The organism is Rhodoferax koreense (genome assembly GCF_001955695.1).
GTDB classification, from domain to species: Bacteria; Pseudomonadota; Gammaproteobacteria; order Burkholderiales; family Burkholderiaceae_C; genus Rhodoferax_B; species Rhodoferax_B koreensis.
The window spans coordinates 1,693,163-1,713,304 of sequence record NZ_CP019236.1; the positions used below are offsets into that span (position 1 = coordinate 1,693,163).

Consider the following 20,142-nt stretch of genomic DNA (forward strand, 5'->3'; position numbering starts at 1 on the left):
CGGGGTAGCGTTACGATCTTGTCATGTGCAACCGGTACACCAGCCCGCAGGAAACGGATGTGGAGCGCTTCTGGGACCTTCCCAGGGGCAAGACACTGCCTCTATGGCCTCCGACGCAATTTCCGCGCAGCCCTGGCCCGTTCATCCGGCGGGCGCGCGAAGATGCCGGCTACTCGCGCGAGCTGGTGGTCGGTCAATGGGCGCTGATTCCGTGGTTTGCCAAAGCCGCGAAGCTGCCGTACAGCACGAACAACGCGCGCAGTGAGGACTTGGAAAAGACGGCCAGTTACAAGCAGCCATGGGCCCGCGGCCAGCGCTGCATCATCCCGGCGCTCGACTTCGACGAACCGAACTGGGAAAGCGGGAAGAACGAATGGTGGCGCTTCCGCCGCGCCGACGGTGAACCCTGGAGCCTGGCCGGCCTGTGGAACACATGGACCGACAAGGCCACAGGCGAGATCCACGAGAGCTACACCATGCTCACGCTCAACGCGGACCACCATCCGCTGATGCGCCGCATGCACAAGCCAGACCCGAAGCTCGGGCCCGATCAGCAGGACAAGCGCAGCGTGATACCGATTGAGGCGGGCGATATCGACACTTGGCTGGCCGGCACCGTTGACGAGGCAAGGACGCTTCTCAGGCTCACGCCTGTGGAGGTGTTTCAAGCGGGGCCGGTGGCGTAGTTGCCCCTTGTGGCAGGACGCACCACCAGCTTTGCCGGTATTCGTTGTTCTGGTGCTTTCGAACGCCGTTCGAGACGAATTCGCGGCCGGCGATCAGCATCCCCTGGCTATCGACCTTCAGGATGACTGCCTCGTCGAGCAGCGGAATCACATGGAAGTTTTTCATGTCACCAGGGCGCACCAGCAAGGCTTTGAACGTGCGGCCGCGCATGTTGTTCCGCTCGTACATGAATTCGCCAACTTCCGGGCCGCGCCGCTCGACCTCACCTCCCGGCAGGCGCCGGCCCTTCTCCCGCAGTCGGTAAACCTGCAGCTTCACGGTGCATCGGGGTGCGGAAAGAAGACCGCGCGGATGTGGTCGCCCGGGTTGCGCTCCGGGTCGCCGTACCTGTCACCGATGCGCGCGCACGCCGCAATGATGTCGTAGCCGTAGGCGAGCAGGGCGCCGGAAGGTTCCTGATCTGGTTCCAGCAGCCCGGCTTGAATGGCGATTTCCTTCAGGTCTTGGTCAACGCTGACCAGTGGCGAGTGGCTCATAGCGATAACTCCTTTCTGCCAAATACTGTATTTTCATACAGTTAGTTTAGCGCGATGGGCGTTCCGCTTCAACCATTGTTCTGGTCGGTGGTGGTTTGGTCGCGTGTTGCACCAAGCGGCACAGCCGCGTTATATGCGGTCTGATTTCAGCTCTTCGATCCGATTACGGATCGTCTTCTCCAGGCGGGTGAGTTCGGACTCGCCCAGTCCTTCGAAGTCGGCCGGCTGTAGGGTCGGGAATGGCCAGACCGTGCCGAGGGTTGCTTGAAGCGACGGGATCGCTTCCGCTGCCTCACGCTGGGCCTCGCTCGCCCACTTGTTGCCCTCGCCAGTCGCAAGCCATCTCGGCGCCAGTCCGAACAGTGTGGCGGCCTTGAAGTTGTTCGCGGAGCCGAATGCGCCCCCGTTTCGCACCTTCGCAACAGCCTGAAAAGTCACGTTGATGGCTCGTGCCAAATCCGCGACCTCCATATTCCGCGCGTCCATTTCCGGCTTTAAGCGTTCCCAGTATGTAACCATGGTTCATAGCATAACAAATATTTTTGTACCCGTGTTGTTAAATCGTTAAACATCGGTTCAAATAACGGTATGAAAAAGCAAAAAGCGATTGAACTTCTGGGCGGAGTACACGCAACCGCCAAGGCCGTTGGCGTGACTTACCAGGCGGTGAAGAAGTGGCCGGAAGAGTTGACCGACCGGATAGAGGACCGAATCTGGGCTGTGATGGCACGCAAGCACCTCCCGAGGAAGCTGCGGCTCGAACTGACCGCAGACGCTCGGCAGGAGGCATAGTGCCCCGCGACGCTCACATCCGCCTCGGCCGGCACGGCGCGTCGCCTAGCCTCGTCTGGCCGACCATGCGCGCCTCGATGAAGCGCACCTGCAGCACGCCGTCCACCCAGTGCATTTCGAGCTTAGAGGTCCGTACGGATTGCGTGCTCTCGCCGGTGGTGCGGGTGTTGACCGAGACAGCGCTGTGCGACGAGCGGTGGACGAGGGCAGGGTGGGCGAGTTGTGCCGGTGTTCGGGGTATGTGGTGTGTCATGGGAGGCAAGTCTCGGCCGGCCTGCCTGGAAGCACCAGCAAGACGCACTGCAACGAATTTCACCGCCATGCAGCAGCCGCACGGCGCCGCATCCTCATGCAATGCCATGAAAGTGGGCCGTGATGGATCTTGAACCGCCAGACGTCCGCGCCCGCAAGATCACCGCATCGGTGTTGCAGGCCACCCAGCGCGACGCCACGCAGGCCGCCATTGCCGCGGCCATGGGTGTCAGCGAATCCACCGTTTCCCGGCTGCTCAGCGACCACCTCGACAAGTTGGCGCTGGTACTGGCCTATGCCGGGCTTAAGGTCTCGCCGGCCACCTCACGGTGTTTCCCGCCCGACTACGTGGACGCCTTGCTGCTGATGGCCAAGGAGCACCTGAACGCCGTGCAGTCCGTCCGAAACCTGGAGTGGGATTGATCTTGAGCTACGCAGTTATGGAATGTTGCTGGCCGCTGCGCATGCCGCCGACCGCGAAGGCCGTGCTGATCTCAATGGCCGACCAAGCCAATGATGCAGGCCTGTGCTGGCCGTCGATCGACACGATTTCCGAGCGCACCTGCGTATCCCGGCGGGCGGTCATCGACGCCCTGAAATGGCTGGAATCGAGCCATGCCCTATCGGCCGACCGATCGAACGGCCGGCACACCAAATATATGCTGACCCCTGATCTCTTCAGCCCATCCAGCGAGAAATCGCCACGCACCATGAAGCGCTTGACCAGTGCAGATGCCGCACTCCCACCCGTGCAAATGCCGCACCGGTCAAACACCGAAACCAGTGCAGATGCCGCACAGGTAGGGGTGCAGATGCCGCACGGGTTGAACGAGGGGACCAGTGCAGATGCCGCACTGACCGGTGCAGATGCCGCACCACCACCCGTGCAGATGCCGCACAAACCAGTGCGGCAGCCGCACACTAACCATCAAGAACCATCAGTTGAACCATCAAGAACCACCAACGCGCGAGCATCGGATTCTGAAATCGATGCAGGTGCATTCGTGTTGGCCGGGTTCCTCGAATTTTGGAAGGCCTACCCCCGCAAGGTTTCGAGACCGGCAGCGCACAAGGCCTGGTTCAAGGTCTGGAAAACGCGCGAACCCGACCGGGCCGTCATCGACCTGATGCTAGACGCCATCGCGTGGCAGCGTAAGACCGAGGATTGGCGGAAGGAGGGCGGCCGTTTCATTCCCCACCCTGCGACCTGGCTCAACAACGAACGCTGGAACGACGAGCCGCCGGCGACGGCGAAAAAGCCCGCCGAGGGTCCGAGCTGGTTCGAGCTCGCCGGCTTCACGCACATCGCCGAAGCCCAAAACGCGCACTGCCACGTCCTGAACTTTCATCAGTTCCGAGACGGCAAGCGACTGCCTGCGGAGGTGAGCGCATGAACGCCGCCGAGATCAGCAGGGCGCTCGCCGCTCGGGCCGTGGACGTGGTGGAGCTCCTGCTCCCCGAGGGCAAACGCAAAGGCCAGGAGGTCAAGGTCGGCAACACCAGCGGCGAGCCGGGGGAGAGCCTGTCGGTGCGCGTCAGCGGTGCAAAAGCAGGGGTCTGGAAGGATTTCAGCTCGGGGGAAAGCGGCGACCTGATCGACCTGTGGATGGCGTGCCGGGGCCAGTCGATGCCCGAAGCGATGAAATCGATCAAGGCCTTCCTCGGCATCCGCGACGATGCGCCGCGGCCTCCGGAGAGGGTCTATCGCCGGCCGGCCAAGCCCAGCGTTCGAACGCCCAAGGCCCGTGTCGCCGAGTGGCTCACCAGCCGAGGTCTGACCGAGGAAACGATCAAGGCGTTCAAGGTCGGCGAGATGCAGCAATCGGGGAAGGTGTACGCCGTGTTCCCGTTCATCGACGATACCGGCGAGCTGATCAACGTCAAGTACCGCAACCCCGACGACAAAAAGGACATGCGCCAGGAAAAGGACGCTGCACCGTGTCTGTTCGGCTGGCACCTCATCGAGCCGAAGGCCCGGACCGTGGCGATCACGGAGGGTGAGATCGACGCGATGACCTTGCACCAGATGGGCGTTCCCGCCTTGTCGGTCAACCAGGGTGCGGGCAACCATCAATGGATCGAGATCGACTGGGATCGGCTCGAGCGGTTCAGCGACATCCTCGTCTGCTTCGACAACGATCCGCCCGGCGACAAAGGCGCTGCCGAGGTCATCAGCCGGCTCGGTATCGAACGCTGCCGTCGGGTTCGACTGGGGGCCAAGGATGCCAACCAGTGGCTGCAGGATGGCGCGGAGCCGTACGACTTCAAGATGGCCATGGACGATGCGCGCCCGTTGGACCCTGACGAACTGCACAGCGCCGACGACTACACCCCACAGGTGGAGGCCCTGTTCTACCCGCCCCCTGGCGCACCCGCCGAGCCCGCACTGAGGCTCGACAAGGAAGTCGACTGGTTCTACTTCCGCCGCGGCGAATACACCTGCTGGACCGGCATCAACGGCCACGGCAAAAGCCTGATGCTCGATCAGATCCTGCTGGGCCTGATGAAGCAGGGTGAGCGCGTGGTGATCTTCTCTGGAGAAATGCCGCCGGCCAAGCACCTGAAGCGGATCCACAAGCAAGCCACCGGCGTTGACCGCCCGACCCGGCAGTACATCCACGCCGTTGGGGCATGGCTGCGTGACAAATGCTGGCTGTTCGACCTGGTGGGCACGGCGAAGCTCGATCGCCTGCTGGAGGTCTTCGCCTATGCCGCCCGCCGCTATGGGGTGCGCCACTTCGTGATCGACAGCCTGATGATGATCGACGTGCCGCAGGACGGCCCGGGCGCGATCAGCAGGCAGAACGAAGCCGTGCAGAAGATCGTGGTCTTCAAGAAGACCTACGACGCCCATGTGCACCTCGTCGCTCACCCGCGCAAGGGGCGGGACGAAACGGAGGCGCCCGGAAAGATGGATGTCGCTGGTGCTGGTGGCATCGTCAACGGAGCCGACAACGTTTTCTCCATCTGGAAAGCGCCCAAGGACGAGGCACCACCCAACACGACCGACGAGGAGGCCATCGCGGAATGGCAGAAGCAGCAGGAAGACATCGACGCGAAGCTGATCCTGAAAAAGTCACGGTACGGCGAACACCAGGACTACACCTGGCGCCTCTGGTTCGACAAAGCCTCCATGCAATACCGATCGCAGCCGCGCCGCCTTCCTTTCCATTACGTCGATTTTTCAACCCAGGAGCCGAGCAATGAACATGAGCACCTTTAATCTCACGCCCACGCCGGCCCCGACCGCCAACACAGGTGGTCCATGGGTCCTCCTGTGGAGCCACAGCCAGAACGCTTTTCACATCGAATCGTTCGCCGAGATGCTTTCGAGCAACCGCCGCGCTTATTCCGACGACCGTGCTATGGACTACGTGCCGCTCTACGCCGGCAGGAAAGACGAGTGCCACAAGATTTCCAGTGCGGTGCGCAGCACCATGATCAAGCGTGCGGAAGAGCGTGTAGCCGGAGGGAGGCTCACCCGATGAACCCACGCAATCAAAAGCAGCGCCCCTGGTTCTTCATCCTCCGGGATCTGATGAAGGCAGGCGTCTCCATGACCAAGGTCGCCAAGGCTTGCGGCCGGACGGTGAAGTCCGTGTCCCACTGGTGCGAAGGAGGCGACCCGAAGGACCTGGATGCGCGCATTGTCCTGGCGCTCTACCGCCGTTACTGCCCCGAGCAGTACGTCGCCCACATGCGGGAGTTCGAGCCCGATGTCCTGGAAATCCGCCCGGTGGTGATGGTGGATGCCGATCGCTCTATCCGGGGTCGCCCACGCCCGCGCAAGGTTGCGGTCACACAGACGGTTGAAGACCATCAGCGCCTGTTGTTCGTGGAGGTGGCATGAAGAAGGAGAAGGGCAAGGCAGGTCGGCCGAGCAAGTACACGCCGGAACTGGTTGCGGAGATTTGCACGCGCCTCAGCACCGGGGAGCCATTGGCACAGATTTGCCGGGATGCGCACATGCCGAGCGACCATACTGTGCGGATTTGGGCAGATGGCGACGAGGCGATTTCGTCCGCCATCGCGCGTGCGCGAGAGGCCGGCTTCGACGCCATCGCCAATGCATGCCTGGAGATCGCAGACGACGCGCGAAACGACTTCATCGAGAAGCTGGCCGGCGAGGGCGACGAGGGGGCGGTCAAAGCCATGGCGTTCAACGCCGAGCACGTCCAGCGCTCCAAGCTGCGCGTCGAGACCCGCCTGAAGCTGCTCGCCAAGTGGGACCCGAAACGCTACGGCGACAAGATGGCCGTGACCGATGGTGATGGCAAGCCACTTAATGCGATACCGCCGGTGTTCAACATCACCCTCTCATGACGACGAACCCCCCGCAGTTCAACATCAAGTTCACGCCGAAGCAGACCCGCGCGCTGAAGTCCGAAGCCACGGAAATCCTCTACGGTGGCGCGGCCGGTGGCGGCAAGAGCTACTTCATGCGCGCGCTGGCCATCATCCTGTGCGGACTGATCCCCGGCCTGAACGTGTACCTGTTCCGCCGCATCTACGAGGACTTGATCAAGAACCACATGGAAGGCACGGGCGGCTTTCCGGTGATGCTGGCGCCGCTGGTGCAGTCGGGCCACGTCAAGATCGTGGACGACGAAATCAGGTTCTGGAACGGCTCGCGCATCTTCCTGTGCCATTGCCAGCTCGAGAAGCACCGGTTCAAGTACCAGGGCGCGGAAATCCATGTGCTGCTGATCGACGAGCTCACCATGTTCACCTCGACGATCTATCGCTTCCTGCGCGGCCGGATGCGCGCGCCGGGCCTGGACATCCCGCAATGGGCCATCGATTTCTTCCGCGAAAAGTTCGGCGTGAACCTGTCGGCCAAGATCCCACTGGCACTCAGCGGGTCGAATCCGGGCAACCTGGGACACGGCTGGGTGAAGGCGGCTTTCATCGATGGCGTGGCCGAGTTCGCCATCCGCCGGATGTCGCCGTCCGAGGGCGGCATGCTGCGTCAGTACATCCCGGCCAGGCTGGAAGACAACCCGCACATCGACGCGGCCGAGTACGAGGGCAAGCTGGCCGGCCTGGGCACGAAGGAATTGGTGCGCGCCATGCGCGACGGTGATTGGTCGATCGTGGCCGGCGCGTTCTTCGACAACATCCGCGAGGACAAACACAAGCTGCCGAGCTTCACCCCGCCTGCACATTGGACGCGCTTCCGGTCGTTCGACTGGGGCAGCGCGAAACCGTTCAGCGTCGGCTGGTGGGTGGTGGCCGAGGCCGAGTGGGTCAAGACCTTCAAGGACGGTAAGGAGCGCATGCTGCCCCAGGGCGCGCTGGTGCGCTACCGGGAGTGGTATGGCGTCAAGCGGGACGAGGACGGCCAGATCAAGGCCAACGAGGGGCTACGCCTGTCGGCCGAGGCGGTGGGCCGCGGCATCATGGAGCGCGAACGCGGCGAGAAGATCGATGAGGCCATGAGCCGGGCCGATCCCTCGATGTGGAAGGAGGACGGCGGCGCGTCCAACGCCGAGAAGATGCTGAAATGCGACGCACGCGATCCGAACAAGATCTGCGGCCCGCGCTTCGCCCCTGCCGACAACACGCGCGCCCTCGGCTGGCAGGAGATGTATTCCCGCCTGGCCTGGGAGGATGTCGACGACGGCGAGCCCATGCTGTTCGTCACCGAGGACTGCTACGACTGGTGGCGCACGGTGCCGCCGCTGCAGCACGACGAGAACAAGCCCGAGGACATCAACTCCGACATGGAAGACCACGCCGGCGACGACACGCGCTATGCGTGCATGGGTCGGCCGGTGAGCCGTGTGCAGAAGCCGCGCACCCCGACCGGCCCGGCGCCATGGACGATGGACTGGATCACTTCGCAGGGCAGCCGCGGCTGAAACGTGGAAAAAACGTAACGCTTGCCGCCGTGAAATAGCGGCATGAGCATTTCCGCCGCCAACGTCGCGCCACACTTCGCCACCCGTCGCAGCATCACCGCTGCGCAGCTTGCCAAGTTGCAAGAGCCGGCCGTGATCTTCGAAGGCACACGCCGGGATGACGACGGCGAGGTGATGTTCCTCTATACCGTGGCCGGCTGGCTCGACGGACAGAACATCTTCACCATGCAGGGCGGCGCCACGGTCGGCGGTGACGTGATCGTCATCCATGCGCCAGACCGCGAATCTGCCGATCTGATGGCCGGCATGGGTCTGCAGGACACCATCAACGCGCTGAACAGCGAGGACGACCAGATCGTCGATGCCATGGCCGCCCAGGCGCGCATCGCCGCGCTGCTCCCGATCGAGCGCCTGAACCTCGCCGCCAAGCCTGACGCCGAGAAGAACCCCGAATTCGAAGCCGATGCCGCGAAGCTGCGCATTCTGGCCGGTGACGACATTGTGATGGCCGCTGGCCGTGTAGCCCACTGATTCTCTCGGGCGGCACGGCCCTTTGCTTCGTGTCCGGCTGGCAGGTCCGTAGTCTGCCGAAGAAGGAAACATCATGTCCAACAAAGTTCTCTCCCTTGGCTCCGCAACGGCTGCCGCCGCGCTTCTCACCGTGTCAGGCGCCACCAACGCGACGCCGATCGTGATCACGTTGGGCGCTGGCCATGGCCTGAAGAACGACGACCGCATCGCGATCGCCGGCATCACAGGCAACACCAACGCGAACGGCACCTGGAGCTTGGCGAACGTGACGGCCACCACCGCGGTGCTGCTCGGCTCGTCCGGCAATGGCGCCTATGGCGGCACGCCGCGCGTCGGCGTGGTGTTCAGCCACACCCCGCACATGAAGCAGCACAGCATGAATTGCGCCGCCTGGGGTAACGGCGTGGCCACCCTCGACATCGAGTCCTATGCCAGCTTGGCCGATTTCGCCGCCGGTTCGAACAACGACGGGGCCAGCGCTCCGGTCATGGCGCCTTCGATCGGTGTCGCATCGGCGGGCTCGAACTCCACGCCCGCCAAGAGCACCGTGACCCTCACCGCGGCGACATCCGGCGTCGAGTTCGAGATCAAGCCGAACATCATCATGCGCGCTGTGCTGACCGCGTACACGTCGGGCACCGTCGGCGTTTCGATCACCAGCTGATGTTCGAACAACCCGCCCCCGCCGCCCCCGAGGCTGCCGACCAGTCGCCGGCGGAGCGGGTTGTCTCCGAAGAGGACAAGAAACTCGCGGCCGACTGGCTGAAGAAGATCGCCGCGGCCGAAAAGCGCGTTGAGAAGACTTTCAAGCAGTTCGACACCAACCGCAAGCTGCTGGCCGGCAAGAAGCCGAACACCGAGGGCAAGGAAACGGTCCGCGCGAACCTGCACTACGCCAACATGGCCGCGATGCTGCCGCAGATCTACGCCAAGGATCCGGAGTTCTCGGCGCAACCCGGCCCAGGTGTCAACCCGCAGCAGATCGATGCGACGAAGAAATTCGCCTCGACCTGCGAGTTCATGCTGAAGAAGTTCGTCGTCAAGGATGCGAACCTGAAGAAACAAGCCAAGAAGACCATCCGCTCGGGCTTCGCCACGTCGGTGGGCTGGCTCAAGGCCTCTTGGCAGGAGAAGCGCGGCCAGGACCCGCTGATCCTGAACCAGATCAAGGACACCCAGGACAACATCGACCGCATCCAGATGCTGCTCGACCAGGCCAACGATCCCCAGGCCGGCAGCGACGAGGTGCTGAAGCTGGCCGAGCTCAAGCAGACCATGGAGGGGCTGCAGTCGCAGACTGAGATCGCCATTGCCAAGGGCATCGCGCTCGATTTCGTGATGAGCGAGGACATCCTGGTGGTGGATCCGTCCGTGCGCGCCGTGGCCGATTACCCACGGGCTGCCGCCATGGCGCACCGGGTGTGGATGACGCCCGACCAGTATCAGACCACCTTCGGTTACGCCTGCAAGAAGGGCAAGAGCTATTCCGAGCAGGAGGACGGCGGCGCCATGAAGGCCGGCAACGGTGGCGTGGACAATTCGGCCACGCTGCTGTGCGTGTGGGAAATCTGGTGTCAGGACGACAACCGCCTGTATTACGTCTGCGATGGCGAGGAGGGCTTCTGCAAGCCGCCGTCGTCGGTTGACTGGACCGGCAAGCGCTGGTATCCGTTCTTCCTGCTGACGTTCAACGAGATAGACGGCAGTTTCTACCCGCTGTCGGATATCGAACTGACCGACAAGCTGGTGTCCGAGCACAACCAGAGCCGCGACGACTTCGTGCGCGACCGCCGCGAAGCACTGCCGGTCCTGATCGTGCGCAAGGGCGGATCACTCACGCCGGCTGACGTCGAGAACATCAAGAACCGCAAGGGTGGCGACACCATCATGGTGGAAGGTGTTGGTGGTCAGCCCATCACGAACGACGTCTGGATGGGGCAGATGGCCCAGCTGAAAGGCGAGAACTACGACACCAGCGGCGCGCGCGGCGACATGGAGAAGATCCTGGGCGGCGGCGACACCTCCACCGGCTCGATCACCAAGGCCAAGACCGCCACGGAGGCGGAGATTCTCAGCCAGGGCCTGCGCAGCCGGGCCGGTGAGCGCCAGGACATCCTCGAGGACCTGCTGAACGAGCTCGGGCCGTACTGCCTGGAGATCATGCTGCGCAAGTTCAACGAGGCCGAGGTGAGGGCGCTGGCCGGTGAGGACGCGGTGTGGCCGCAAATGGGCATCGACCAGATCTTCAACCTGATCAGCGTGGAAGTGCGCGGTGGCTCGACCGGCAAGCCTGATCGCTTGCAGGAGCAGGACCGCTGGACCAAGCTGCTGCCCATCATCAACGAGGCCGTCAGCAAGGTGGCCGAGCTGCGCGAGAAGGGCCAGGACAACCTCGCCCAGGCCGTGATCGAGCTCACCCGGGAAACCATGCGCCGCTTCGACGAGCGCATCGACATCGAGCAGTTCTTGCCGAAGCAGGCCGAGGGCCAGGACGACCCGGCCGCCATGAAGCAGCAGCTGATCATGGGCAAGCAGCAACTCGATGCGCTTGAGGCCGAGTTGAAGGACGCCAACGAGAAGCTCGAAAAGGGCTTGGTCTCCGCCGGTGCTTCGATCGCCACGTCGGCCGACCCGATCCGCGGCGCGATCGCTTTCCAGGCCGTGATGGGCAACATCGCCCCGGGCGTGCTGGAGAGCCTCCCGCCGATGCCGGAGGCCCAGGAGCCGGGCGAGCACCCGACCAACGAACCCAGCGAGCCAGGAGAGCCTGGCGCGCAACCCGTTCCGCAACCACAGACGGCCGAGATGCCGCAATGACCATGAAAATCCGCCGATTCTTTTCTCGCCTGTACCGCAGCCCAGAACCCGGTGAAGACGGTGGTGGCTTCGAGCCCACCGAATCCGCCGACCTGACGCCGGTCGCCGGCGTCGAGACGCCCGAGGCAACGCCCGGCACCGAACTGACACCCAAGCCTGCGACCATGCAGGAGGCCATGTTCCCGACGGTGACGACGCCCGAGGAAAAGGCCGCCGCCGACCAGCGCGCCCGCGATGCGCTCGGCCGTTTCGCCGGCAAGCCACCGGTGGACCCGGCCGCGCCGCCCGTCGATCCGCTGAAGAAGCCGCCTGTCGACCCCAACGCCATGCCCGAAGGGCTGGCACCCAAGGCGCAGGAGCGCTTCCAGGCGCTGGTGAACACGAACAAGGAGCTGGCTGGCAAGCTGGAGCAGGCCACGCAGATCGCCGGCAGTCCTGAAGCCGTGCTGCCCATGCTGCAGAGTGCCCAGGCCATGCAGACGACCTTCCGCGACAACGGCGTGACCCGCGAGCAGTTCGAACAGGCCACCTCCGTGATCGGCCTGATCAACCGCGGCGACATGGCCGGCGCGCAGAAGGTGCTGGAAGACCAGCTGCGCCAGATCTCGCTCGTCACCGGCAAGCCGATCGGCCAGGTGGATGCGCTGGCGTCTTTCCCCGACCTGCGCGAGGCCGTGGACAACCTGCAGATCGACCAGGAGCGCGCGCTGGAGATCGCCCGAGCCCGCACCATCCAGCAGAACCAGCAGCAAGGCGCCCAGCGCCAGCAACAGCAAGAGCGCCAGCAGCAGGAAGTCCAGCAGGCAGTGCAACAGGGTCAGCTTGCCGTCGACCAGTTCTGCAAGTCCAAGATGACCAGCGACCTCGATTACCTGCGCATCGAACCGCTGCTGCTGAAGGAAGTGCAGGGTGGCCTGCTCGTCGGCGTGCCGCCGAACCTGTGGCCGCGCATCGTGGAAAAAACTTACAACCTCATCAAGCAAACTGCCGCATCGGCTCGAACAACGCAAAGCACCCAGGTGCTGCGTCCAACGGGCGGTGAGTCGCCTCGGCAGGCTCCAAAGTCCAGCTACGAGGCCATGTGGGGCGCACCAAAGCCCGCAGGCATGTAGTCGGCAACGGCGTAACGCCCCTTCGCCAAGGGCATGGTCGGTTCGGATGTGAGCGCAATTCATCCCGCGCAAATGTGACGTAGTAGCCCAGTCGTCGGGGCGTGTGTTCTTCAACATTTGCAAGGATGAAAAATGCCATTCACCGCACAAGAAATCAGCGACGCCGGCAAGATCGGCATCGACTTCTACCTGGCCAACAAGCCCGTCGACCAGATCGCCCTGGAACGCCCCCTGCTGAAGCTGCTGAAGAGCAAGCAGAAGAAGGCGCCCGGCGCGAAGCAGTACATCGTCGAGCAGCTCCGCAAGAGCTACTCGTCCAACTTCCAGTGGTACAACGGTTCGTCCATCGTGACGTACAACCGTCGCGTCACCAACGAGCAGGCGAACTACGCATGGCGCTCGTGCCACGACGGCCTGGCCCTCGATGAAGACCGCCTGGCGCAGAACGGCATCATCATCAACGATGACCGCGAGCCCGGCAACTCGTCCGAAGCCGAAAAGATCCAGCTGACCAACCTGTTCGAAGAACAGTCCGAAGTGCTGCGCCTGGGTTTCCAGGAGCAGTTCAGCTACCAGCTGCACCTGGACGGCACGCAGTCGACCGACTCCATCGCGGGCCTGGATTCGCTGCTCTCGCTGACGCCGACGGCGGGCGTGGTCGGCGGCATCGACCGTTCCAGCGCGGCCAACGCCTACTGGCGCAACAACGTGGCCACCGGCCTGACGACCACGACCAGCACTGGCACGATCCTGAACAGCATGGAAGTGAACTACCGCCAGTGCATGCGCAACGGCGGCAAGCCCGACGCGCTGATCGCTGGCTCGCAGTTCATCGACGGCTACCGCAACTTCGTGCTGAACACTTTCGGCCGCATGGACTTCGGTCCGAGCAACCGCAAGCGCGTCGAAGGCGGCACCGAAGTGCTGACGTTCCAGGGCATCGAGATGGAATGGTCGCCCGAGTTCCAGGAACTGGACAGCCGCTACGCCCCGGCCACCGCCTGGGAAAAGCGCTGCTACATGCTGAACTCCAGCACGATCACGCTGCGCCCCCTGCAAGGCCACGACATGATCACCCGCAAGCCGCCTCGTGCGTATGACCGCTACGAGTACTACTGGGGTCTCACCTGGAAAGGCGCGCTGACCATGAACCGCGCGAACGCCAACGCCGTTCTCGCCCTGGCCTGATTCACCGCGGGCCGCCTGACCGCTTCTCTGCAGTTGTCTCCAGTTCTGTCGCGGCGGTGGCAGGACCTTTCGGGCTGGGGCAACCCGGCCCTTTTTTGAATACAAAAAGGAAGATCACATGGCCACCGCACAATCGAGATACGCAGGTCCCAAGGGCGCCAGTCTGTCGCGCCGCATCCTCGTCAACGTCTTCCAGGGGCCGATGCTCAGCACGCCCGTGGTGATCTGGCAGCACGAGCTCCCCATCCTCGAAGAAATCCACGGCGAGGGCAACATCAAGCCTGTCGACATCGAAAAGCTCGACGAAGGCTATTCGGCCAAGGCCTCGCCCGTCAACCTGCCGTACAACAAGACGCAGGAAGCCTTCTCCAAGCCGTCCACCAACCTGTGCCTCGGCTACGTGTTCTCCGGTGACGCCGGCATCGAATACCAGCGCCTGGCGGATGTTTACGGCAAGCACCGCGAGGACAACGTGTCCAACGTCGAGAAGGTCTACGGCCGCCTGCAATCCGGTCAATTCGCGTCGCTGGTGGGCGTGCCTCGCCTGGCCGATCTGCCCGAAGCTCAGCTGCGCGGCCTGATCCTGGCCTACGGCTACGCGCCGGACGTGCACAAGGAGGCCTCGGCAGAAGAAAAGCGCGAAGCCATCGAGAAGCGAAAAGAACTCGCGGCCATGCCGCTGGACGAGCTCGTGAAGCTCGCCGAATCCCTCGACGTCCAACTCGGCTAAGGAGCCCACCATGCTTTTCTTGATCGTCAAAGACCCGGCCACCCAGGTGCCGAAGGAACTCACCGTCGACGAGGCCCAGGCCTTCGAGGATCAGGGGCATGGCGTCCTAGTCGTCATCGGCGAGGGCGAGACGCAACCGTTGAAGGCGTGGCGCGCGACCCAGGAACAGGTGGCCGCGGATCTCGCGCAGCCAGAGCCCGAAGAAGCAGGCCCGGCCGATGGCGATGCGCCCGAAGCCGTCACCGAAACCCCGCAGGAGCCTGCCGCAGTCGCAGCGCCCGCAAAGACCGCCGCCAAGAAGAAATCCACCTCGAAATAACCGGAGCGCGGTATGCCCACCTATGTCATCCAGAAGGATTCGAAAACGGCCGTTCCGTTGACGATCACCCAGGCCCAAGCCGACGCGTACGCGCTGAAGTTTCCGGTCTACCTCGTGAACGCGGACAACAGCCGGACCTTCTATGCGGGGCCTACCGCGCCGGCGAACATCGCGACGCTGCCGAATCTGGGTGTGAAGAACGCGAGCGAAATCGCTGACCTGAATGCGCAACTCGCGGCCGGCACGCTGACATATCCGCCTGGCACCTGGCTGACCCTGGCGAGCTCGGGCACGGACGCTGGCACGGTCTACCGTCTCAAGGGCGTGGGCACGGCAGCCACATTTTCGGTGGAAGGGGGTGGGAGTGGCGGCGGCAGCACCACGGTGGGGACTGATGTCTCGTCGGCCCGGTCGTTCGCATCGTCGGATTCCGGTTCCATCGTCCCGCTGGTGAATCCCGATTTGGTGATGACAATCCCGCTGGGCCTGGCCGGCGCAACGCTGAATTCGCTGTTCTCGTGCGTGGTTGCGCTGAATGGCACGCCCGGTTTTACTTTCCCCTCTGGTGTGACGGTCAACGGCGTGGCCGGCCCCTCGACTCTGTACCGTGCCGCTTCGGCCGGTGTCATGGTGTCGCTGACGCAGATCGCGGCCAACAAGTTCCTGCTGAACGGCGTGGACGCATCGGCCCCGACCGATGCCGACATGACCGCGTTCAATGCGCGCGTCACGGCCGCAAGCGGTACGACCAGCAGCGGCACGAAGGCTGCGGTGCAGGCTTTCATCACCGGCCTGAAGGCCGATGGCCTGTGGACGTTGCTCGATGACATTTGGGTTCCGGTCGGTGACTTCGCGGCCTCGCCGGTCAAGATCAAGAACGCCACGAACGCCATCTTCGTCGGCATCGTGTCGGGCGACTACGCCGAGAATCTGGGCGTGAAGGGTGATGGCACCACGGCCAAATACGTGCGCCGCCAGTACAACCCGAAGCACATCGGATCGTTCTACCAATACTTGCGGACAACGCAGGCAGGCAGCACCACGCTGCGCTGCGGCTTGGGTGTCGCTGAAACGAACCACTTCACGCTCGGCTACAACACCAATGCAGTCGGGACGGGTTCGTCCACCAGCATCCGCGGGAAGGCAGGCGGCGCGTTCAGCACCTCCTCACCCGCGGCGTTCAATGGGAATGCAGCTGGCGGATACGGTGTCATTCGCCGTTCCAACACGGACGCGGAACTGACGTTCAATGCTACGAGCCTGAACACCAGCGCAACGAGCACAACGGGTGCGGACTGCACGTTGGAAGCCTTCGAACTGCTGCGCAATGCCAACGGCACGCCGGATCAGGTGCTCGATGCCAACAGCTACACGGGCGGCTCGGCCTATTTCAACACCGGCGTGACCCAGGCGCAAATGTTCGCCTTCCACGCGCGCATGCAGACGCTGCAGACCGCTCTCAGCCGTAACGTCTAAGGACCGACATGCGACACGCTGTTGTTCACTGGAACGGCCTCTGGCAAGGGGCGAATGGCACGCTGGGCGCCTACGAGAACTCTTACCTTGGCCCCGTGCAGTACGAGCCGCGCCGGCCCTACTTCGCGCAGCGCGTGGGTGCGACCATTACCGCCAACTGCAACGACCAGGCGGTGATCGACTCCGACCTGCTGATGGCCTCGCTGTGCGGAATTGAGGCGTTTTGGTATCTCATGTACCCGAGCGAGCCGAACTTCCTGGCACCAGGCAAGGGAACTGAAGATGCCGTATTCACCGCGGGCATGAATGGCGGCTACAAGGGTTACCTTGTTAGCCCACACCGCTCAAAGGTGAAGCACGCTTTCATCATGGAGGGCTATCGCACCTGGTCATCGCCGGCACTGGCTGCGGATTGGGACAGCTATTCCAGCGTGCTGGCCGCCCGGATGCTGGAGGCCGACTACCACCAGTACAACGGCCGGCCGATCCTGGCGCTGTTCGACGCTGCTTCATTCGTGGCACAGACGGGCGGCGGTGTGTTGGCAACGGCACAGGCGGCTATTGCTTCGCTGCGCACCAAAGTCCAAGCGTTGGGTGGACAAAATCCCTACATCGTGTCGCTGGACAGCACGTACACGAACCTCGGATTCGATGCCTTCAGTGGTTATTTCACGTACTCGAATCAAGGCCAGGTGGCCAAGACCTACGCTGACCTGACGGCCGTCGCCGTGGCACGGTGGAATGCGCTCAAAGCCAGCGGTAGCCAAATCATCCCTCAGATCACGTCAGGCCTCGACTGGACGCCGCGCGTGGGTTCTGGCAGTCCTTATGTCGGTGGCGAATCGGTTGCGGGTACAGCCTATGCCATGCCGACCACGGCGCAGTACCTGGCCCATGTGCAGGCGGCGAAAACGTTCATCGAGTCGTTCCCTGGCAACTGCGAGAGCGGCATCGGCTTGCACTACGCCTGGAACGAGTTTTCCGAGGGCGGCTGGATCTGCCCGAGCGCGGCCGACAACTACGGTGACCGCATCCGCGGCATTGCAGCGATGCAGGGTGCGCCAGGCCTGCCGTCCGCGCAGATCAACATGGCGTTTCAGAGCCTGCTGCGCGCGGTGTGAACCCCCCTTTGCCGGGGCACCTCATCGCCGTTGGCGTCGTTTGATGCGCTCGGCGGTCGTCTTCTGGGAATGACCCGTTGCCGATCGATTGACGGTTACGCCAGGTGGGACGTTCGATCATTTGGAAGTCGTGTTTGCGACGAATCCGACCCAGGCAACCTTCGGCATCAGTGTGGACGTTGGTTCAACCATCGTATCGGGCGGGATCATTGCCGACAACGCCGCGATCGGTGTGGGCCGGACAGTGCTAACGGTGCCTGCGGGCTGGCATCTGAATGCCAGCGGCGTGCCTATCCGGCCGCATCGTTTGTGGGTCGGCTGATGGCGCCGCTGACCTGAGTTGGCTAGCGGCGGTCCTCATCCTCGACCACCCGATCCTCTGGCGGCAGCTTGTAATACGAGCGCGCCAGAGAGTAGATGCCAACGATGATTGCGGCATAACCTAGGGCGGCGAGGGTGAGGATGGGGTCCATTTGTTTGCCTTTCGAGCAAATGCAAATGTAACCTGTCGCACGAATCAGGCAACTCCTGCGCAAAGCACTCCTTCGTCCGTCAGATTTCGGGTATGAAGCAGGGTGCATGAGGACTGTTCGCCGCAATGCAGAGTGAGCCAGGTGGGTCGGTCACGATGGTTATGCCAACCTGCTGATGGCTATGTCCTGGCTACGGGCGACCGGATGCAACAGCGGAAGAATTCGGGAATTGTGGCTCGCGTAAGCTCCGGATGACCAGTTTATAAGCTTGAGTTTTTGCAAAGAATTCAGCCGATGTCCTCGCGCCAAAGATGCTTATATGCGCGCCGTCGAAGCTTAGAGGCAATACTGTCCCATCAAGAAGATTGGTTCCGCTCTTTGGGAAGACCTCCTCTTGATCCAAATAAATCACGTTTTTGTATTTGGAAGCAATATTTTTTATTGCTAGGTTTGCTTCTGTAATGGCGTGATTTTCTTTCATTGTGTATTTTTCTATATTGAAATCTACGCCATTTGCTAGATTGCGTGCAAACTTTAACCCAAGATTTGCATCATATCGCGGTGGAGAGGGCATGATGACCACGGTTGCGGAATGAGTGGATGCGAAGGAAACGGCTTCCTCAAAACCTGCCAGCTGCTTATTTCTAAGCGTTTCAATCCAGTTGCCTCCCATTACCACCATGTCATAATCTTTAACGCTTTCTCGAAAGTATTTACGATTAATTAAGCATTGTTCGAAGGCGCGGCCCGGTGTGGGGCCTACGAAATCTGCATTTAACGCCGGCGCACACCAATTTGTGGTGACCGCATTAACGTCGAAGTTCTCTTTGCGTCCTATCTGGTCCCAAAATGGTTCGTTGTGTCCGGCAAATGAGTCGCCGAATAACAGGACTTTCGCGGCTGCGCCCTTGGCGCCGAGATGACAAGTGAGTCCGTTTGCGCCGACTGACAGCGCTGGATTTGTGTCCACTGAGTAGAAACACCAGCCGTTGGAAGATAAAGGCAGCTGAGTTTCCCCTATGATTTTCTGATAGCGCTCACTCATATGGGTTGGAATACCGTTGCCAAGCTTGATGGCGATACCCGCAGCAGCCAACACCACAACAGGTGCACCGATTGTTCCCCAACCTTTGACCGGCGTCATGAGGCGCAAAGATCTCGCAGTTGGCTGCTCTACAAATCGGTAGGAAAGCCAGCCCAGCACTGCGGTCGCCACGAGGCCACAGGACACTGCCAATGCGTTTTTGCTGGAGTCAGCGTAGAAAAGTCCGACGACAAGCGGCCAGTGCCACAAATATATGGAATAAGAGCACTTCCCCAACCATTGCGCAATCCGTGTGCCTGTCCAGGCAGAGCGTGCATTATTTGCAACGAGAACTAGCGCCGCACCTAAAGTAGGGATTAGGGCCCGCCAACTTGGCCACACCGTTTGGGTAGTAAAAATACCTATCGACAATATTAGTAACAGGAAGCCTGTCGCCTCGACAGTAAGTTGAGTACGACGTGAGCGCTGCAAATCCATCGGTGCTAAAAAGACAAGTCCTCCAACCAGCATTTGCCACGCCCTGGTTGGTAATAGATAGAAGGCAAAGCTCGGATTTAATTCTGATGCAGATATCGACGCTGCCAGGGAAATGAAAATAGCTAGTACGACCGCTATCCTTGCGTTTTTTCTACCAGGTGCGACCTTCCACAGTAAGGCCAATAATATGGGTAGAACAAGGTAGAATTGCCATTCTACGGACAGAGACCATGTATGCAGCAACCATTTGTAATGTGCATCAATATTAAAGTAGTCTATTTCAATAAAATAAATGATGTTGCTGAAAAAACCTAGTGCGCTGACGGCGTGTTTAGAAAGTAAGGCGTATTCAACCGGTGGCAAGAAGAACCAGCCTACGGCCATCAACGCAGAGCACAGCGTAAGCAGCGCTGGAATAATTCGGATAGCGCGCGCGAGATAGAATTTCCAGATGTCGAAAGATGTGTCCTCGACTTGCCTTTCGAGGCCTTTGATAATGATTCCGGTCATCAAGTATCCGGAAATTACAAAAAAGACGTCTACGCCAGCAAATCCGCCGCTGAATCCTGGAACAGCGAAGTGGTATAGGACCACTGCGGCAACCGCCCAGGCGCGCAGCCCATTGATGTCGGCACGAAATTCTGTTGGACCGGCAGGCCTCGGTTGCATACTAACTTTCGAGTGATCGTTAGCTTGTTATTACATCAGGTTTTTGTGCACTGCAA

The 20,142-nt window shown here is 61.8% G+C and carries 25 protein-coding genes; 19 read left to right on the top strand and 6 right to left on the bottom strand.

What is annotated here, in order from left to right; genetic code table 11:
- Positions 1–23 precede the first annotated feature (23 nt).
- A complete protein-coding gene (locus RD110_RS07965; protein WP_076198322.1) occupies positions 24–686 on the top strand; it encodes an SOS response-associated peptidase in 663 nt (220 codons plus the stop codon).
- Here the strand turns inward: RD110_RS07965 and RD110_RS07970 are convergent.
- The 3 genes from RD110_RS07970 to RD110_RS07980 all read right to left on the bottom strand — a co-directional run bounded on the left by RD110_RS07970 (position 646) and on the right by RD110_RS07980 (position 1,742).
- Positions 646–1,005 carry a hypothetical protein gene (locus tag RD110_RS07970; RefSeq protein WP_076198324.1) on the bottom strand — a complete coding sequence of 120 codons (360 nt, stop codon included), beginning with the start codon at positions 1,003–1,005 and terminating at the stop codon, positions 646–648. The genes RD110_RS07965 and RD110_RS07970 overlap by 41 nt on opposite strands.
- On the bottom strand, positions 1,002–1,223 hold the full coding sequence (locus RD110_RS07975; RefSeq protein WP_076198326.1) for a hypothetical protein: 222 nt from the start codon (positions 1,221–1,223) through the stop codon (positions 1,002–1,004). The genes RD110_RS07970 and RD110_RS07975 overlap by 4 nt, the downstream gene beginning before the upstream one ends.
- A 129-nt stretch (positions 1,224–1,352) precedes the next feature.
- Positions 1,353–1,742, bottom strand: a complete 390-nt coding sequence (locus tag RD110_RS07980; RefSeq protein WP_076198328.1) for a helix-turn-helix domain-containing protein — start codon at positions 1,740–1,742, stop codon at positions 1,353–1,355.
- 69 nt (positions 1,743–1,811) lie between these two features.
- Between RD110_RS07980 and RD110_RS07985 the strand changes: the two genes are divergently transcribed.
- Entirely contained in the window at positions 1,812–2,015 is a 204-nt protein-coding gene (locus RD110_RS07985) for a Cro/CI family transcriptional regulator (protein WP_076198330.1), read from the top strand.
- Between the two features lie 13 nt (positions 2,016–2,028).
- Here the strand turns inward: RD110_RS07985 and RD110_RS07990 are convergent, their stop codons facing one another.
- Positions 2,029–2,268, bottom strand: a complete 240-nt coding sequence (locus tag RD110_RS07990; protein WP_076198332.1) for a hypothetical protein — start codon at positions 2,266–2,268, stop codon at positions 2,029–2,031.
- A 122-nt stretch (positions 2,269–2,390) separates the two neighbouring features.
- Between RD110_RS07990 and RD110_RS07995 the strand changes: the two genes are divergently transcribed.
- The 17 genes from RD110_RS07995 to RD110_RS27795 all read left to right on the top strand — a co-directional run bounded on the left by RD110_RS07995 (position 2,391) and on the right by RD110_RS27795 (position 17,744).
- A complete protein-coding gene (locus RD110_RS07995) occupies positions 2,391–2,690 on the top strand; it encodes a helix-turn-helix domain-containing protein (protein ID WP_076198334.1) in 300 nt (99 codons plus the stop codon).
- Positions 2,687–3,661, top strand: a complete 975-nt coding sequence (locus RD110_RS08000; protein ID WP_157900083.1) for a helix-turn-helix domain-containing protein — start codon at positions 2,687–2,689, stop codon at positions 3,659–3,661. The genes RD110_RS07995 and RD110_RS08000 overlap by 4 nt, the downstream gene beginning before the upstream one ends.
- Complete coding sequence (locus tag RD110_RS08005; protein WP_076198338.1) at positions 3,658–5,490, top strand: AAA family ATPase; 1,833 nt, start codon at positions 3,658–3,660, stop codon at positions 5,488–5,490. Before RD110_RS08000 ends, RD110_RS08005 begins: the two co-directional genes overlap by 4 nt.
- A complete protein-coding gene (locus RD110_RS08010) occupies positions 5,471–5,755 on the top strand; it encodes a hypothetical protein (protein ID WP_239467197.1) in 285 nt (94 codons plus the stop codon). Before RD110_RS08005 ends, RD110_RS08010 begins: the two co-directional genes overlap by 20 nt.
- On the top strand, positions 5,752–6,117 hold the full coding sequence (locus tag RD110_RS08015) for a hypothetical protein (protein WP_157900084.1): 366 nt from the start codon (positions 5,752–5,754) through the stop codon (positions 6,115–6,117). The genes RD110_RS08010 and RD110_RS08015 overlap by 4 nt, the downstream gene beginning before the upstream one ends.
- The gene (locus tag RD110_RS08020; protein ID WP_076198344.1) at positions 6,114–6,590 is read left to right on the top strand and encodes a terminase small subunit-like protein; all 477 of its coding nucleotides are present in this window, start codon (positions 6,114–6,116) and stop codon (positions 6,588–6,590) included. The genes RD110_RS08015 and RD110_RS08020 overlap by 4 nt, the downstream gene beginning before the upstream one ends.
- Complete coding sequence (locus RD110_RS08025; RefSeq protein ID WP_204250041.1) at positions 6,587–8,128, top strand: terminase; 1,542 nt, start codon at positions 6,587–6,589, stop codon at positions 8,126–8,128. The genes RD110_RS08020 and RD110_RS08025 overlap by 4 nt, the downstream gene beginning before the upstream one ends.
- 42 nt (positions 8,129–8,170) lie before the next feature.
- A complete protein-coding gene (locus RD110_RS08030) occupies positions 8,171–8,659 on the top strand; it encodes a hypothetical protein (RefSeq protein ID WP_076198346.1) in 489 nt (162 codons plus the stop codon).
- Between the two features lie 73 nt (positions 8,660–8,732).
- Complete coding sequence (locus RD110_RS08035; RefSeq protein ID WP_157900085.1) at positions 8,733–9,323, top strand: hypothetical protein; 591 nt, start codon at positions 8,733–8,735, stop codon at positions 9,321–9,323.
- Positions 9,323–11,476, top strand: coding sequence for a hypothetical protein (locus tag RD110_RS08040; protein ID WP_076198350.1), 2,154 nt, complete (start codon positions 9,323–9,325; stop codon positions 11,474–11,476). The genes RD110_RS08035 and RD110_RS08040 overlap by 1 nt, the downstream gene beginning before the upstream one ends.
- A 2-nt stretch (positions 11,477–11,478) precedes the next feature.
- Positions 11,479–12,588: a hypothetical protein gene (locus RD110_RS08045; protein ID WP_157900086.1), complete on the top strand. Its 1,110-nt coding sequence runs from the start codon at positions 11,479–11,481 to the stop codon at positions 12,586–12,588.
- A gap of 132 nt (positions 12,589–12,720) precedes the next feature.
- A complete protein-coding gene (locus RD110_RS08050) occupies positions 12,721–13,776 on the top strand; it encodes a phage major capsid protein (RefSeq protein ID WP_076198354.1) in 1,056 nt (351 codons plus the stop codon).
- Positions 13,777–13,894: 118 nt separating this feature from the next.
- Entirely contained in the window at positions 13,895–14,506 is a 612-nt protein-coding gene (locus RD110_RS08055; protein ID WP_076198356.1) for a hypothetical protein, read from the top strand.
- A gap of 10 nt (positions 14,507–14,516) precedes the next feature.
- Positions 14,517–14,825, top strand: a complete 309-nt coding sequence (locus RD110_RS08060) for a hypothetical protein (RefSeq protein ID WP_076198358.1) — start codon at positions 14,517–14,519, stop codon at positions 14,823–14,825.
- A 12-nt stretch (positions 14,826–14,837) separates the two neighbouring features.
- Positions 14,838–16,301 carry a hypothetical protein gene (locus RD110_RS08065; protein ID WP_076198360.1) on the top strand — a complete coding sequence of 488 codons (1,464 nt, stop codon included), beginning with the start codon at positions 14,838–14,840 and terminating at the stop codon, positions 16,299–16,301.
- A gap of 8 nt (positions 16,302–16,309) precedes the next feature.
- Entirely contained in the window at positions 16,310–17,422 is a 1,113-nt protein-coding gene (locus tag RD110_RS08070; RefSeq protein ID WP_157900087.1) for a hypothetical protein, read from the top strand.
- An 88-nt stretch (positions 17,423–17,510) separates the two neighbouring features.
- A complete protein-coding gene (locus RD110_RS27795; RefSeq protein ID WP_157900088.1) occupies positions 17,511–17,744 on the top strand; it encodes a hypothetical protein in 234 nt (77 codons plus the stop codon).
- 22 nt (positions 17,745–17,766) lie between these two features.
- On the opposite strand, the gene RD110_RS28815 is transcribed toward RD110_RS27795, so the two are convergent.
- The gene (locus tag RD110_RS28815; RefSeq protein WP_275425864.1) at positions 17,767–17,895 is read right to left on the bottom strand and encodes a hypothetical protein; all 129 of its coding nucleotides are present in this window, start codon (positions 17,893–17,895) and stop codon (positions 17,767–17,769) included.
- A 190-nt stretch (positions 17,896–18,085) separates the two neighbouring features.
- The gene (locus RD110_RS08075; RefSeq protein WP_076198364.1) at positions 18,086–20,086 is read right to left on the bottom strand and encodes an acyltransferase family protein; all 2,001 of its coding nucleotides are present in this window, start codon (positions 20,084–20,086) and stop codon (positions 18,086–18,088) included.
- Between the last annotated feature and the right edge of the window lie 56 nt (positions 20,087–20,142).

What these genes read in the sequence shown, in the direction of transcription:
- RD110_RS07995 (WP_076198334.1), top strand. Translation starts at nt 2,391, where the DNA reads ATGGATCTTGAACCGCCAGACGTCCGCGCCCGCAAGATCACCGCATCG.
- RD110_RS07965 (WP_076198322.1), top strand. Translation starts at nt 24, where the DNA reads ATGTGCAACCGGTACACCAGCCCGCAGGAAACGGATGTGGAGCGCTTC.
- RD110_RS07985 (WP_076198330.1), top strand. Translation starts at nt 1,812, where the DNA reads ATGAAAAAGCAAAAAGCGATTGAACTTCTGGGCGGAGTACACGCAACC.
- RD110_RS08075 (WP_076198364.1), bottom strand. Translation starts at nt 20,086, where the DNA reads ATGCAACCGAGGCCTGCCGGTCCAACAGAATTTCGTGCCGACATCAAT.
- RD110_RS08040 (WP_076198350.1), top strand. Translation starts at nt 9,323, where the DNA reads ATGTTCGAACAACCCGCCCCCGCCGCCCCCGAGGCTGCCGACCAGTCG.
- RD110_RS08030 (WP_076198346.1), top strand. Translation starts at nt 8,171, where the DNA reads ATGAGCATTTCCGCCGCCAACGTCGCGCCACACTTCGCCACCCGTCGC.
- RD110_RS08020 (WP_076198344.1), top strand. Translation starts at nt 6,114, where the DNA reads ATGAAGAAGGAGAAGGGCAAGGCAGGTCGGCCGAGCAAGTACACGCCG.
- RD110_RS08055 (WP_076198356.1), top strand. Translation starts at nt 13,895, where the DNA reads ATGGCCACCGCACAATCGAGATACGCAGGTCCCAAGGGCGCCAGTCTG.
- RD110_RS07975 (WP_076198326.1), bottom strand. Translation starts at nt 1,223, where the DNA reads ATGAGCCACTCGCCACTGGTCAGCGTTGACCAAGACCTGAAGGAAATC.
- RD110_RS08015 (WP_157900084.1), top strand. Translation starts at nt 5,752, where the DNA reads ATGAACCCACGCAATCAAAAGCAGCGCCCCTGGTTCTTCATCCTCCGG.
- RD110_RS08050 (WP_076198354.1), top strand. Translation starts at nt 12,721, where the DNA reads ATGCCATTCACCGCACAAGAAATCAGCGACGCCGGCAAGATCGGCATC.
- RD110_RS08035 (WP_157900085.1), top strand. Translation starts at nt 8,733, where the DNA reads ATGTCCAACAAAGTTCTCTCCCTTGGCTCCGCAACGGCTGCCGCCGCG.
- RD110_RS08010 (WP_239467197.1), top strand. Translation starts at nt 5,471, where the DNA reads ATGAACATGAGCACCTTTAATCTCACGCCCACGCCGGCCCCGACCGCC.
- RD110_RS07990 (WP_076198332.1), bottom strand. Translation starts at nt 2,268, where the DNA reads ATGACACACCACATACCCCGAACACCGGCACAACTCGCCCACCCTGCC.
- RD110_RS08005 (WP_076198338.1), top strand. Translation starts at nt 3,658, where the DNA reads ATGAACGCCGCCGAGATCAGCAGGGCGCTCGCCGCTCGGGCCGTGGAC.
- RD110_RS07980 (WP_076198328.1), bottom strand. Translation starts at nt 1,742, where the DNA reads ATGGTTACATACTGGGAACGCTTAAAGCCGGAAATGGACGCGCGGAAT.
- RD110_RS08025 (WP_204250041.1), top strand. Translation starts at nt 6,587, where the DNA reads ATGACGACGAACCCCCCGCAGTTCAACATCAAGTTCACGCCGAAGCAG.
- RD110_RS08065 (WP_076198360.1), top strand. Translation starts at nt 14,838, where the DNA reads ATGCCCACCTATGTCATCCAGAAGGATTCGAAAACGGCCGTTCCGTTG.
- RD110_RS28815 (WP_275425864.1), bottom strand. Translation starts at nt 17,895, where the DNA reads ATGGACCCCATCCTCACCCTCGCCGCCCTAGGTTATGCCGCAATCATC.
- RD110_RS08045 (WP_157900086.1), top strand. Translation starts at nt 11,479, where the DNA reads ATGAAAATCCGCCGATTCTTTTCTCGCCTGTACCGCAGCCCAGAACCC.
- RD110_RS08070 (WP_157900087.1), top strand. Translation starts at nt 16,310, where the DNA reads ATGCGACACGCTGTTGTTCACTGGAACGGCCTCTGGCAAGGGGCGAAT.
- RD110_RS08060 (WP_076198358.1), top strand. Translation starts at nt 14,517, where the DNA reads ATGCTTTTCTTGATCGTCAAAGACCCGGCCACCCAGGTGCCGAAGGAA.